Genomic DNA, 14,341 nt, shown 5'->3' with positions numbered 1-14,341 from the left:
AAATAGGGTTCAAGCGGCGGTCCTTTCGGACTGATTGTCCTCGTCGCTGTTCACCCTGCCTGATCTGGTTATCCTTCCATCTTTGAACGGCACACCAGAGGCGACCAGCGGCAACAGCTCCGGCGCATTGAGTTTTCTCCACGACTTCTCCGCCACCCGGAGCATCTTCCAGATAATGGCCTGGGCCCCCTCCACTCGTTTGTAGCGACGAGACGCGTCCGTACGGAGCCGCACCGAGGCGAAGGGGGATTCCACGATGTTCGTCGTTCGAAGGTGAATCCAGTGTTCGTGTGGGAACGCATAGAACGTGACCATGCGGTCCCAGTCCCGCAGCAGCGTATCGACGGCGTTCTTCTCCGTCCTCCGGTATGTTTGCGCGAATTCATCCCGCCGCCGTTCGCATTCGGCTTTCGTCTCCGCATACGGCATCGCCTTCAGCAGCTCAGTCGCCTGCGGCTGGACTCGCCTCGGGAGATCGTTGAGGACATTGGTGATCTTGTGGTTCCAGCACCGCTGCTCCTCGCCGGCTGGATGGATTTCGCCAACGGCCGCCCAGATCCCGAGATGCCCGTCGGCCACCGTCAGCCGCGGGAACGTGAGTCCGCGGTGTTTGAGATCGCGCAAGATCTTCAGCCAACTCTCCTTGCTCTCCCGTTCGCCACTCTCACAGGCTAGCACGATCTTCTCGCCGGTGCGGAGTGCACCCACGATGGTGAGGAGCGCGCGCTTGCGGTCCTCGATGCCCGCCTTCACATACAGGCCGTCGGCCCACCAATAGACGATCTGCAGCTCCGACAGATCCCGTTTCGCCCACGTCTCGTACTCGAGCTCGAAGCGGGCCTTCAGTCGTTGCAGCGAGCTCGCCGACAGCGGCGCCCCCTCGCCCAACAGACCACGGAGCGCCAGCTCAAAGTCTCCAGAGGATAGCCCGTGCAGGTACAACTCCGGCAGCAGCGCGCCGACCTCCTGGGTCCGCCGTGTAAACAGAGGGAGGACCTTGCTCTCAAACCGGTCGGTCAGATCGCGGACTCGTGGGCGCCGAACTGTCACCGTCCCATTCATCATCGAGAAGGCGCGGGGTTTGCCGTAGCCGTTTCGGCTCCCCATTGGTGGATCAATCGGCGACACCATGCCGCGGCGCGCGTAGGGGGCACGGCCGAGGAACGTCGTGACTTCCTCCTCAAGGAGCTGTTGCAGCTGGACCTGAATCTGCCCACGGGCCCACTGCTCAAGCGTGGCGTAACACACGGTGCTTGACTCGGTGGTCTCGGTGCTGGTTCTCTTCTTCATGGTGGCGTATCCTTTCCCCTCCGCTTCAACGGAGGCGTGGTTGGTTGATGTCCAACCGAAAGGGTACGCTGCCTTCATCCTATTTCCACACCTAAAGATGATACCTCCGGACGAGGGCTCCTGATCATCTTGGGTCTGAACAGGACGTGCTGGTTGAGTACAAAACATCAGAACATCGACCCCCGGTGAGAATGCCCAGACACGTGCTAAGGCGTACCTGAATCACTACCGGTCCTGGTTAGATGTGCACAATTCAGTAAGTACAGACTTGCCCAATAGCACAGAAACCACGTGAGAACAACTGCGGGGACATCGCCCTACGTTGCTCACTCCCTGTGACCTGGAAGCAGAAGGCTTGACAGACTTTTACCTGATCGGTTGTTTTACGAAAGCCTGCCAGAATGCCCCGCCCAGAAGGGCGGGGATGAATGGCAGCCCGTAGCGAAGCGGAGGTAAATTCCCTCTTGGTTTACAAAAGCCCCGCCTGGAAGGGCGGGGTTCTTTACCCGTACGGTAAAAATAGGCAATTGCGCGAACTCTACAAAATCGTGCAACTGATCACAAAGGAGATGAGAACATGACCAAGGCAGGCAAACACATCATCACCGGCGCAAAGGACGCGCTCGACATGCTGCACGGGAACGCGTCCGGTAGGGTGCACACCATCCGCACCGCGGACATCGACGTGCGGAAAATCCGCAGCCGCCTCAAAATGACTCAGCAGGATTTCTCCGCAACATTCGGCATTCCCATCCCGACCCTGAAAAAGTGGGAAGTCGGGAAGCGCGTGCCGGAAGGCCCCGCGAAAGGCTACCTCATGGTTATCGACAAGAACCCGTCAGCCGTGAAAAGAGCGCTTCAATCGCTTTAGACCTGTGATGAAAAAACCGCCCGCAAGATTTCCTCACACCCCGGCAGGAGTGCCTTGGACCCCTCGGTCTTACCGTGACCGGTGCGGCCAAATATCTGCGCGTCACCCGGCAGGCCCTCAACAACCTCGTAAACGAGCGGGCAGGGGCTTCCTATTCAGTACCTCAAACCATGCCCGTTGGCGTCAAACAAGGTAGGGCGCTTCTGCCGCCTTCGAATACTTGCCTTGCAGTTCAGGCACTTTATGCCTATATTGCTAGGATGATTAAGCGACATGCTCAAGACAAGATCATGAACCTGCTCCAGATTTTTCCCGCTGTTGGCATACTGGGGCCGAGGCAAGCAGGAAAAACGACACTGGCACTCCAGATCGCCAACACCCTGCGCCCAGAACCGATCTATCTCGATCTTGAAGATGAAGGAGATCGCCTCAAACTGAGTGATCCCAGGTATTACTTCAAAACACATGAGGGGCGGCTGATTATTCTTGATGAAATTCAGCGCTTGCCCGAGATTTTTACTACTCTGCGAGGTGTTATCGACCGCCGACGCCGTGCCGGGGAAAAATCCGCCCAGTTTCTGATTCTGGGTTCTGCATCGCTTGACCTGCTGCAGCAATCTTCTGAGTCCCTCGCCGGCAGGATTGCTTACAGAGAACTGGGTGGCATCACAGCCTGGGAGGGCGCACAAGATAAAAAACTGTCCGCAGATATGCTATGGGTGCGCGGCGGGTTCCCCTCCAGTCTCCTGGCTACCTCGGACGCTGAAAGTTTTGAGTGGCGCAAGACTTTTATTCGCACCTATCTTGAACGAGATATTCCACAAATCGGCCCGCGTATTCCTGCATCGACTTTGCGCCGCCTCTGGACGATGCTGGCGCATCATCAGCGCGGACAAGTCAATATTGCCCAGCTTGCCGGCAGCCTTGACCTGTCGTCACGTACAACGAAACGCTATGTAGAGCTTCTGGAGGATTTGCTGCTCGTTCGCACGCTCCGGCCCTGGTACGGCAATATCGGGAAACGGCTCGTCAAAGCGCCAAAGATTTATATTCGTGACAGTGGCCTGTTGCATACGTTGCTGGGACTTTCAACGCTAGAAGATATCCTCGGTCATTCCATCGCGGGAGCAAGCTGGGAAGGCTTTGCGCTTGAGAATCTTCTGAGCGTGCTGCCTGATGATGCGCTTCCGTGGTTTTACCGCACAGCAGCGGGCGCTGAAATTGATCTGGTGATTGAGCAAGGCACACGTCGCCGGATCGCCATCGAAATCAAACGCTCACTTGCGCCCAAACCCGCGAAGGGATTTTATATAGGATGTGAGGATATCCACGCGACGCACCGATTCGTCGTGTATCCCGGCAAGGACACGTTTTCTCTGTCTGAACATCTGACTGTTGCTCCGTTGGTCGATGTAATGGAAACATTGCAAGAACTGACGAATACCACATAGGGCAGGAGAGTAGGAGACCGATCGCCTGAACCGACCGGGTCACCTCACACTCACTCCGACACCGGAATGTTCGTTTCTCCGAACATGATCGCATCGGTTTTGTCATGGTGCGGCCCTTGCTCATCCCCGAAGGTCTGGCCACAGATCCAATTCGTTCCCGTTGAATTCTATGGCTTCAGATCAAGCGGCGGAAAAGCCTGCATGCCCATTCAGAACACGGGATCGTGTATGCCGTACGACGCCAAGCGCATGAGCCCCTCATCCCGTCATCGTGCGGACAGGCGTTATCCCCGGCCCTTGGCCTTCAATGCTGGTGCAAACGTCGCCAGGGACATGACGAGCGTGCGCGGCGTCGTGGCTAAGGGCACGGCACCGTACGCGGTGTACCAGTCGGCGGCGCGTTCGTTCTTCGCATCGATGATAAGGATCACGCCGCCAACGCTGGCCGCGGCGCGCAGGCAGCGACGGCCGGCTGCCGCAAGGAGCTGGCCACCCAAGCCCTTCCCTTGCAGCCGCACGTGTGTCGCGAGACGCGCGAGCCGAAAGCCCGGCACATCGTGACGTGCGAGGCCACGCCGCACCATCTCCGGCGTGTCCGCATACGCGAGCGCGCCGGGCGCGAGGCTGTAGAAGCCAAGGACCGTCGTGTTGTCGGCATTGTCGATCGCGAGGAAGGTTTTCGCGCCGCCTGCGTCGTGACTTTGGCGGGCGTATCGATGCAGGAACTCGTTCATCGCCGCATCGCCGCAGTCAAAGGCCTTGCGGTCGTGGTGTTTCGCGATCGGCTCCTCGTGCCAAGCCGGGACGCTCATGGCTCTGTCGCTAACGAGGCGAGCGCCTTCCTGAGCCGGGCGTTCGGCGGCGGCGGCGTTTCGAGCAGCTTCAGCACTGTGAGGCTGTCCCGCTCCGACAGCATGAGGCGCTCGGCCTCTTCGATCACCCGCTTGGCTTCGCGCAAGGCCGGTTGGAGCACGAAATTCGTCAGGTCCGTGTTGCTCAACGCCGCCGCCCGCACGAGCGTGGCCTTCTGTTCCGGCCGCACCCGGAGATTCATCCGCTTGTTATCGTCGATCGCAACCCGGGGCATGGCTCTTCTCCTTAGTGTGTACACATTGAAAGAGTACTCGAATTCCGCGCAGATGTCAATGCGTGAGCCTTGAATGCGTACGCCTCCCTGCTGGTCCCTCTCACGCTCAGGCCCGAGTCACACAACGCATCTCGGCTCGTCACAGGAACAACCGTCGCGATGATTGCCCTTGGAGTCGTTCGCCGATGCTGCCACACGTGTACGCGACGATGTGCGCAGACGTTGGCAACCCAACAGCGTACGAGAGGGCAGTCTTGTCAAGACATCCTCAGACCGCTCGACTGTGAAATGGTTGAACGTATTGAGTTGTGGGCCCATGCGGTCCATGCGTACCATGTCGGGCGAACGCCCCCTGTACCAGTCCATCCTCCTTTCAGATTTTAATCCTCTTTGCCAGATCGAGCGCCTTGCGCTGATCAACTCCCAGATAGTGCGCCGTGCTGCCGATGCTCTTGTGGCCCAGCAGGTGCTGGCAGGCCGCAAGGTTTTGCGTCTTGTCATAGATTGCCGCCGATTTCGTCCGGCGCATCGAGTGTGTGCTGTGCCGCCGGGGATCTACGCGGGCAAGAGACGACCATTTCTTGACCAGGTTGGCATATTGTTCGCGGGTCAGATGACGGCCGGTTTTGCGATTGCCGATACTGGTCCACAGGAACGCTTCCGGGTCTTTGTTTTTGTCCGATGCCAGCAGCCAGTCGGCAATCGAATTCCGAGTCTCCGGCGACAGCGCCACGACGTGGCCGGCACCGGTCTTTTTCTGGCGGATCGTAAATTCATGGACGACATCGCCGTTGTGATCCGTGACATCGATGACTCGTAAGGGAAGCAGGTCGGAGGCGCGGAGCATGGTATCGATCGCCGTGTTGAACAACGCCAGATCCCGAATTTTCTTTTCTGCGGCGAGCAGGGTGCGGATCAGGGCACATTGTTCTGGCGCGAATGGTGCCATCTGACCAACGGCTTTATCCTTGTTCCAGGGCTCATTCTCAATTTTGGCTTTCTGCTTTTTACTCACAAAAGCAAAAATAGCATATACTGAAAGTAATGTAAAGCCTTGTTTTATAATGTTATTCTATTTTGGCTTTTATCTAAAGCAAAAATTGAACAAATCCAAGGGTTCATTCGCCTTCGAACAGTAATACCTCACCAATTCAGTCACGCATCACTATTGGGATCTGAACTAGCCCGGGTTTGACGGACACCTCAAATGGGGGCACGATAGCCCCGACGGAGGTGCGACATGGGCCAACGACGACGGTTCACTCCCGAGTTTAAGCGACACGCGGTAGAACTCCTGAATGCCGGGCAACGGCCTGCTGCCGAGATTGCTCGTGAGCTCGGCATTCCGCGGAATCGCCTCTACAAATGGCAGAAAGCGGTCGCCGTCCACGGCGGCGCCTTCCCGGGGTCAGGGCGGCAAGCTGAACCCGCTGCTGAACTGGCGCGTCTCAAGCGTGAGTTGGCGCGGGTCACCGAGGAGCGAGACATTTTAAAAAAAGCGTCGCAGTACTTCGCGAGGGAGTCCGCGTGAAGTACGTGTTCATCCGGACTCAAGAACGCCTTCATCGGGTCACGGCTTTGCACAGTCCTGGGCGTCAGCCGCAGTGGTTACTATGCCTGGCGGGATCGGCCGGTGAGTGCCCGCACCGCCGACGATCAGCGGCTGCTGCCGCTACTCCGCCAGATTCATCAGGAGATGCGGGAGGAGTATGGGGCCATCAAACTCTGGCGGGAAGCGAGCGGTCGAGGACTCCGCTGTGGCCGCCATCGGGTCGCACGCCTCCGAATCCTCGGCGGCCTGGCGGCCAAACGGGTCCGCCGATTCCGCGTCAGTGTCGAGCATCATCAACTCCCGCCGCCGGCGCCCAACGTCTTACAGCAGCGCTTCGAAACGACGGGGCTGAATCGCGTCTGGGTCGGGGACTTCACGATGGTCGCGACCCGGGCGGGGTGGCTGTATGTGGCCGTCTTGTTGGACTTGTATTCACGGCGGGTGATTGGTTGGGCCATGCGAAACAAGCCGGACCAACAACTCACGCTCGACGCCCTGGCGATGGCCGTCCGTCAACGGCAGATTCAGCCGGGACTCATTCATCATTCCGATCAGGGGGCGCAGTACAGTGCGCGGCTGTATCAACAACGCCTGAGGGACCTCGGCCTTACGCCAAGCATGAGCCGGAAAGGGAACTGCTATGACAACGCCGTGGCCGAAAGCTTCTTCAGTACGCTGAAGAATGAACTGATTCATCACCAGACGTATCAGACTCACGGCGAGGCCGGACGAGAGATTTTCGCGTTTATTGAAGGATTCTATAATCGCCAGCGGTTGCATCAGAGCCTCGGCTATCTGAGCCCGCTGGAGTTCGAACGACGGCTCGGTGAGTCTTAACCTGGTGTCCACGAAACCTGGGCCAGCTCAATCTGTCCCTCTCTGTATTCGACGCAGACCAGCCGGCGCTAGCAAGTTCTCAATCCAAGCTATGGGTTGCCCACGCTCACTGCAGAACGTAAAAAATGCGCGTTGCTTGGCGCGGGTGAATGCGACGAAGAAGGAATTCAATTCTTCCCGTTGATTTGGCGTAAGACTCCACCATGTTTGGTTATCAAGCCCGTAAAAGATCATCGTATGAAACTCAAGCCCTTTACTTTTGTGAATCGTCATAAGAACAACTTGACCAACTCCCTCGAACTCATTCAGCACTTCATCCCACGAACTAGCCCCCTGTGCGCATTCCCGGAGAAGCGCAACAAACCCGTTCCAGACCCGTTCGAAGTCGTGCTGGCGTCTATATGCCGGAATGTTCTGCCGGACCAACGACACTCCCACAAAATCAAGAACTCGCCTTACCATCTCACTTGCTGAATCTGGATTGAGATCCACCTCTCTCATAGAGCGACGCAAAGCGCGCACAAAATCACCGAGTCTTGTCTGTAGCTGTTCCTGATCAGGTCCGTCATCCGGGTCAAGGCTTTCGAGAAACTGTATCGTTTGTTGAGCTCGGTCCCAATCCTCCGGACTCCTCATCTTCGCTCCTAGGCGAAGAAGGGGCATCAATATCGCGGTGAGTTCCTCCCCTAGAAGACTTTGGATATCTATGTCACCGACAAACCTGGCCGTATTTCTTAACCTGATACCCCGGCGTGCAAGGGCCGGCGCTAAATCCTCTTCAGCCCGATCGGCATGGCTTCGAACCAGAATCGCTATGTCATGCGGCTCAACGTTTCCAGATTCCACTTCCTCCGCGATCCAATCAGCCAGACGGCTTCTCTCCGCCTCGGGATCTCCAAACTCCCAAATGGCGGCGACATCTCCATGAACCTCACGCTCGGCCCTGGCTTCAGGGCATTCACTCTCTGGGTCAATGCGACACGCGATCACATGCTGAATGCGGACAAGATCTTCGTGCGAACGCCAGTTTGACAATAGCTGCACTCGACCGGCAGAGAAAGTAGTCTCAAACTGAGAAAAACCATCCGGCATTGCTCCCGCCCACCCCATTATCCGTTGCTTGTCATCACCAACCGCCGTCAACACTGAGTCGCTCCCATCCAGCGCTGTCGTGAGAAGCTGAAACTGAGCCGAGGTTGTGTCTTGGAATTCGTCAAGAAAAATGAATGGATAAGTCATCTGAAACGCGCCGCGAATACCAGGATGTATCCGGAGAACCAACTCTACGAGACGATTTATCATCGCGAACGTAAGTCCAACCCCTGCGGGATTCCTGTACTGCTCCCGCCAATAGGCGGTGACTGCCGCGTACACTCCCCCGGTGCCTTCATTTTCATTTAGTGGGAGACGAGTCGTCGCCAAGGCAGATTCTAGCTCTCCCGCTTGCAAGCCGTAGAAGCCATGCCTTTCAAGAAACTGTTCATAATCTCTACGTTGGTGAAATACTATTTGATAGTCTAGCGGCGGACGCAAAAACTCAGGAATCGCTAGCCGGAATCTATCCAATAGCCCCTTTGTAAAAGCATCGAAGGTAAATGAATCTAACCGCCGCGCCTGTTCCGGTGGGCACCGTCTGGCCACCCGATCCGCCAGATTGTAAGCAGCATCCCGCTTGAAACTGATCGCGAGTATCCGTTTGGGATCGCGGCAAAGACCTGTCTGAAGAAGATAAGTCGCTTTTTGTGCAAGGAACTCAGTTTTACCTGATCCCGCTCCTGCAGTAACGCAAACGCTCTGACTCGTTTCCCGCAATGCTTCCCACGCGCGCGGTTCCAGATCATCAATGCCATGCGGTCGCCAGGCTTCAGGACTCATAAGCATCATTCTTCATCGCCTCTGAGCGCCAACGCCTTCTTGACATGTTCGATAAGCGCTCTCAACTCTGCAGGAGCCCCATCTGCCAACTCGGAAGCCTCGATCCGGTTGATGGCCGAGAGATGCGTCTCGGGCTTACTCGAACTCACAAACAGGTATGGGTACCATTTGAAAGCATCATCATAGCTAACATCAAAGAGACTTGGATCGCCGCCGGTTTTTAGCGTTACGGCTTTCTTTTCTTTAATGGCCATAGCATCTCCCCGAGGCCCATGACCTCCAGACCTGGGATGCTCGTAGGCCACTGGAAACGCGGAGAGCATCGAAAAATCAATATCGACAGGGTAGGAGAAATATACCCCTTCCAATTTTAATGCTTGTAACCATGTATTACTCTCCCAACCATCGCACAGGTCCCCGTGATCAAGATCCGTCAGCTCTTCTACCGCGATCTCACCATCCAGAACACACCGGTTCGCTGAAAGGTCGTTGCCAATTGCCCTTAAGGTTTCCACGACCGTCCGCACGGTCTCCGCTCCTCCGTGGCGACGTCCAAGATCTAGATCCAATAATGTCGCATGAGGGATTCGCAGATCATTCAGCAGCTTCCAGAAATGCGCCACATGTCTTCCTCCCAGAGGGACAATCGGAACGAACGAGGGGTCCATCTCCATACCCATAGCCTCTGCGATTTTGGGAATGATTAAACGTTCTGATTCCCCTTCGCCGAGAACCACGAAGCGAGCGAAGTACAGTTCGGGATATGCCTTCACCGCTAACCGCACGTATCTGCTGGCTTCTTCATCACCAGCGGGAAGGCTAAGCCTTTTCACTGACGATTTTCGACTCCCACGTTCAATCCGGAAATATCGAACCTCCTCTGGATCGATCCTGCTCAAAATCGCTGACGAGTGGCTCGAAACAGCAACCTGTGCCGATTGCAGACTGCCAATCTCCCGGCACTGTGCAATAATTCTGGATAGAAAAAATGGCGATAGGCTGTTTTCAGGCTCTTCGATTCCGAGGATCGTCAGGTGCGCTCTCCGCATCTTCGCCACATCGAAAGCGCCATCACTATGAGTCACCGCAAAAGCATCCCTCTCGACCTCCAAGGTTGCCGCTGTGAGAGCTATGTGAAAAAGGGACCGTTGCCCGTCACTTAAATCAACGAGCTCTCGGTCACGTCCTGATTCATCAGGATAGAACATGAATGTGGCGTTTCTAACGAATTCATCGAATCGCCTGTCGACAAGCCTTAGAAGAGGAGTAGTATCAGTATCAGCCTCATGAACCTGGCGCCACCGTCGTTCAAGGCGTTCGAGTACGAATTTCGCTGGCTCCTCCCGGTCAAAACGGTTTTGTATGAGAGTTGCTGTCCTGGCAGCGGAGTTCCGAAACTTGGTTGACCACCGCGCAGCTTGCCACAGACGACCTTTCAAGAAAGATGTTACTTGTGCTCCGACGTCCCTGGTAGCAGGGATATACACAAGCTGAATTGATCCTCGCTGCGCAGGGAGGACTCTCTTGCATTCATCCTCTTCGAAGTCATCTTCCAACGTAAGGACCCACTTTATCTCTTCCTCGATATTCCCATCCGGTGTGCCGTCATCAGTCCACGTAGCTCTCAGTTGAATCCTCGATTTAAGCGGTTCCCCCTCACCCGAGGCAGCCATTTGAAGGAAAAACTCCGCCACTGCATCCTCTCGGTCATCCTCTGCCACACCTTCGAGTTCAGGAAAACATAGGATCACCTCTATGCGTAAAGATGCCCCAGAAGTGATCTCTTCTTGATCAGCCGGCACATGAAAATCCTGACGACGGACACGCCGCTGTGCCTCCGTCAATCCAAAAAGACGCGCTAAGGCCTGAAATACAGCTGTCTTCCCAGACCCGTTCCCTCCCACAAACGCTGTAACCCCTGACTCGAGTTCGATGCTCGTCTTCTCTGGTCCAAAACAACGAAAATTCTGAAGGGAAATGCTTTCTATTTTCATGATCGATCACCGAGGACTCGTCATCGCTTAAGTTGTTTCACAAAACTCTCCCAGCTCATGTCGACAATGCGCTTTCTCCCCTTTACTCCAGAAAAGACAGCTACTCCAGCGGAATTCAATTCAACGCGACACACGAACTTTCCACGTTTGTCGTATGCCCAGAAACGGATGGGTTTTACTCCCAATTCGACGTATTCACTGTACTGCATATATGAGCTTCGCTTAACCATTGTCTCCTCCCGGGAATAGGAATTATGCCGCGATTAATACTCCTCCACGCTCTACCAAACGACACTTTAGCCTTGGGTCGATCACAATGGATCGACCTTGATCAAATATAGAATTTGAAAGGAAGCTTTGGTTCTTCCGTCTGCGGAGCGGACACCAGAATTTCTCCCACCGCATTCGCGAATTTTATCGTAACCGGCAGCCTGTCGTTAAACAGGCATGTGTTGTAATTAAGCTTCGTCAATCTCATGACATCCGCCAACACCGTGTCCTGGTAACAATCACCTTTCTGAATGTTCACAAAAACCGGGTTCGGTGTTTCAGGTCCAAGGTAGGTGTTTAGTCTTGGAACATATCCGCTCGTCCATAAATACGCCGCTCGATCAGAAACCTTGAGCGCGGTTCCCCGGATCACCGGAAATGCTCCCGGCCTGAACAACTTTAGTTCGGATTTTGCATCACGAATTTGAACACCGACCAGATTCGTCGCAGATGGCACGGCTGATTGAAACCCTGCCCATTCCTCCTCGTTGAATCGCGATCGTCCATGGATAAAAAGCTCTTTTGGCTCTTCATTGCCGTGCAAGCGCTTATATTCCGAGACAACCAAAGACATCAATTGCGCTGCCGGGCTCTGTTTCAAATGATATTCTTTGCTCGAAGCCGTATACCAAGGACCAACAGCACCTCTGAATACGACTCCGTCCCCGGACGCAAGAAACATCTGCGCTGCGCAGCAGGCATTGGGATCATCACCGTCTGGATCTGTCTGTTTGTACACCAAGCCTACATAGCAAACCCCGGGGCGCACACCTGACAATCTCCACGGTTTCCCGCCCGCTTTATAATAGGCTGCGGTGCACAGCTTCCAGGCTATCGTCGCAGGATCTTCCACCTTTCGCTGAAGCCCACCAAAAGAAGTTTTGAAGTCTTCCGGGGCTAGTGTCGTTTCACGAACGATTTGCGTGACAATCTTGTCCTTTAGCAGCCTTGCCTTGAGTTGCCGCCGGAAATTCTTAGCATAAAGGTAAACTTCCGCTTCTTCTTCATCCAATCCAAACAGCGTTGGTGCCATCTTTATTAATTTCGCCTTTCTTTGAGAAATGATCACACTGCCTTGAATCGCTTCGCCTTTCGGGACCTTCGAGGTCGGCCTCCCCAACCGGTAGACGATCTCAGGTATTACAACAAACCAGAATGCGGGCTCCGCCTCCTCTTTTTGTGAATACTTGATCAATGGATCCACATATAGGTCTACGGCACGCTTTACCGCCTCGAAGCGATTGGCGATTCTCATGGCACGTTCGATCTCGGTATCCGGCACAATAATTCTTGCCAATGGCTCAGATGGCCATTTCGATCGAAAGACGCTCTCGAACCCCGGAAACGATGTGTGATGCTGGGCCTCAGGGTTTAGCCTTGGCTCAAATCGCTTGATATAGCCGCTGATCGATTGAGACCACCTGCTGAACCGTTCAATTCCCTTCGGTGTACCGATCACTCCATAACGTAGCGTCTCCGGCGCCGCGCTATCCTTGATAGGACCATACAGAAACAGTCCGTCCCGGGGGTGTTCTTCGTGCTGGCCGAATGAAAACTCCAGCTTCGGCTCTTTGATGTAATCTAGCTTCATGGACTCAAACTCCCGGTCGCTCCCGGATCGATTTTGTCCTCAATCACAGTATCCCCCTCCCCTTCGGAAGGGCTCTCTTCCTCATAGTCCTCGTACTCTTCCACAAAGGCAGGGTCATCACTCTCGACTTCCACCTCTTCTGTTCCTGTTGTCTCTCCCTCTCCCTCGAAGATGGACACGCCGGAAGTCATCGACATGGGTGGCACTTCCAACGACAATCCTGATTCGGATCCGGTCTCCAGCCAGATGCAGCGTTCTCCCTTCGCCAGCCAGAACAAGAGTGCTAATAACATGTCCCTCCATCGAGGATTCCGCCACGATTTTGTCACGGATCGCCGCAGACGATTCATCCGTTTAGCATCGTCAAGCGCTGTGCTGCCATCCTCGGACAGTATTATTCGGGGAATCAGCTTTACGTGGGGGGTCTCGCCAATCCATATCTTCGCTGAGATACCAAAATGCCATTTGTACTTCGATACCCCAACACTTGCATCCCCTACGAGCTGTCTTCTGCCACTCGGCCCATCGTTCCATTTAAAGGCTACCTTGTCCTCTGGAATTAATCCTGAATGCACCCACCACCCAGAAACCCCTGTGGAAAAGCCGTACCGAGACAATTTGCTCTCCCGTAATTTGTTTTCCAGCGCGCTTTTTATCAGTTGAGTCACAATGTTCTGTGCTTCTCTCCTGCCTATGGACCGCATCTCATCCCCATTCTCAAGGAAGTGCGGGAACCACCACTCTTTCTCGCGCGAGATTGGCAACGCGCATCCGTGCTCTGACTGAAAATCTGTCTCTTTCGCGCAGGAGAAAAAACCATGCCCATGCAGTGCGACAGGCCACCGCGAACTTGCCTTCAAAGCTGCGGCTCGCTCCTCCGCCCCCGCGCCCAGAAACTCAAAATATGCAATCGCGTTCGGCAATTCCGTAATCGCCAGCCAATTGGAAATCAGCTCCTCGGGCTGGTCCCGAACCGCCTTTGCTTTCACAAGGAAGGCGCCCCGCCAATTCTCAAGACTATCACTATTCGCTGAAGGCGTCCGCGGAACGCTATAAGACTCCAAGGTCTTAAACAGTTCACTCAGCCCCCGCCCCCAACCATTCATGAAATCAATGTATTGAGCCCGTACAATCTGGAAAGGAGAGTCGAATTGTTGCAGCCGCAGCGGGATAACAAACTCTCCGTCTTCTATTTTCTTTGCCACCTCTGTAGCAATCTGGATTTCATTCCGCACCCCGTCTTTCTCAACACCCCACGGTGTCCCGACTAGAAGCATCTTGAAAGCTCTCTCTCGCAATGCCTTCTCAAGCTTTCGCGCCCAATCCTCTCCACCGCGGAGTTTCAGGACATCTGCCCAAACCTCGTATCCTGCGCCGCTCAGGTGTGAACCGAGCCAAATCGCGAAGTCATTATCCTCGGGATTCGCGTGGCTGATAAAAATGGCCGGTCTGGGTTTCATCGGAATGTCGCTTTCCTTGTATTTAGAATCATATCTTGTACTCCTTGCTCCGTATAAAACCAA

Annotated in this window: 9 protein-coding genes and 2 pseudogenes; 3 read left to right on the top strand and 8 right to left on the bottom strand. The window is 54.9% G+C overall.

The features are described 5' to 3' along the window. Positions 1-75: 75 nt before the first annotated feature. Positions 76-1,290 (bottom strand): annotated as a pseudogene (locus H8K03_22495) (IS256 family transposase). A gap of 577 nt (positions 1,291-1,867) precedes the next feature. Between H8K03_22495 and H8K03_22490 the strand changes: the two are divergent. Both H8K03_22490 and H8K03_22485 read left to right on the top strand, forming a co-directional pair. Continuing rightward, the gene (locus H8K03_22490) at positions 1,868-2,161 is read left to right on the top strand and encodes a helix-turn-helix domain-containing protein (protein UVT22590.1); all 294 of its coding nucleotides are present in this window, start codon (positions 1,868-1,870) and stop codon (positions 2,159-2,161) included. Positions 2,162-2,421: 260 nt separating this feature from the next. Continuing rightward, complete coding sequence (locus H8K03_22485; GenBank protein UVT22842.1) at positions 2,422-3,612, top strand: ATP-binding protein; 1,191 nt, start codon at positions 2,422-2,424, stop codon at positions 3,610-3,612. 284 nt (positions 3,613-3,896) lie between these two features. On the opposite strand, the gene H8K03_22480 is transcribed toward H8K03_22485, so the two are convergent. From H8K03_22480 to H8K03_22470, 3 genes are all read right to left on the bottom strand, one after another. Then, positions 3,897-4,424, bottom strand: coding sequence for a GNAT family N-acetyltransferase (locus tag H8K03_22480; protein UVT22589.1), 528 nt, complete (start codon positions 4,422-4,424; stop codon positions 3,897-3,899). After that, positions 4,421-4,699, bottom strand: a complete 279-nt coding sequence (locus H8K03_22475; GenBank protein UVT22588.1) for a DUF1778 domain-containing protein — start codon at positions 4,697-4,699, stop codon at positions 4,421-4,423. Before H8K03_22475 ends, H8K03_22480 begins: the two co-directional genes overlap by 4 nt. Positions 4,700-5,072: 373 nt before the next feature. Next, entirely contained in the window at positions 5,073-5,648 is a 576-nt protein-coding gene (locus tag H8K03_22470) for a tyrosine-type recombinase/integrase (GenBank protein ID UVT22587.1), read from the bottom strand. Positions 5,649-5,939: 291 nt separating this feature from the next. On the opposite strand from H8K03_22470, the pseudogene H8K03_22465 reads away from it, so the two are divergent. Continuing rightward, positions 5,940-7,088, top strand: a pseudogene (locus H8K03_22465) (IS3 family transposase). A gap of 27 nt (positions 7,089-7,115) precedes the next feature. On the opposite strand, the gene H8K03_22460 reads toward H8K03_22465, so the two are convergent. From H8K03_22460 to H8K03_22445, 4 genes are all read right to left on the bottom strand, one after another. Further along, positions 7,116-8,972 carry an ATP-dependent helicase gene (locus H8K03_22460; protein UVT22586.1) on the bottom strand — a complete coding sequence of 619 codons (1,857 nt, stop codon included), beginning with the start codon at positions 8,970-8,972 and terminating at the stop codon, positions 7,116-7,118. After that, on the bottom strand, positions 8,969-10,957 hold the full coding sequence (locus tag H8K03_22455) for an AAA family ATPase (GenBank protein UVT22585.1): 1,989 nt from the start codon (positions 10,955-10,957) through the stop codon (positions 8,969-8,971). The genes H8K03_22460 and H8K03_22455 overlap by 4 nt, the downstream gene beginning before the upstream one ends. 331 nt (positions 10,958-11,288) lie before the next feature. Continuing rightward, complete coding sequence (locus H8K03_22450; protein UVT22584.1) at positions 11,289-12,818, bottom strand: hypothetical protein; 1,530 nt, start codon at positions 12,816-12,818, stop codon at positions 11,289-11,291. Next, entirely contained in the window at positions 12,815-14,278 is a 1,464-nt protein-coding gene (locus H8K03_22445) for a toll/interleukin-1 receptor domain-containing protein (GenBank protein ID UVT22583.1), read from the bottom strand. Before H8K03_22445 ends, H8K03_22450 begins: the two co-directional genes overlap by 4 nt. Positions 14,279-14,341: the final 63 nt, after the last annotated feature.

The organism is Nitrospira sp., assembly GCA_024760545.1.
Lineage (GTDB): Bacteria > Nitrospirota > Nitrospiria > Nitrospirales > Nitrospiraceae > Nitrospira_D.
This window is presented reverse-complemented; position numbering and strand designations above follow the sequence as displayed.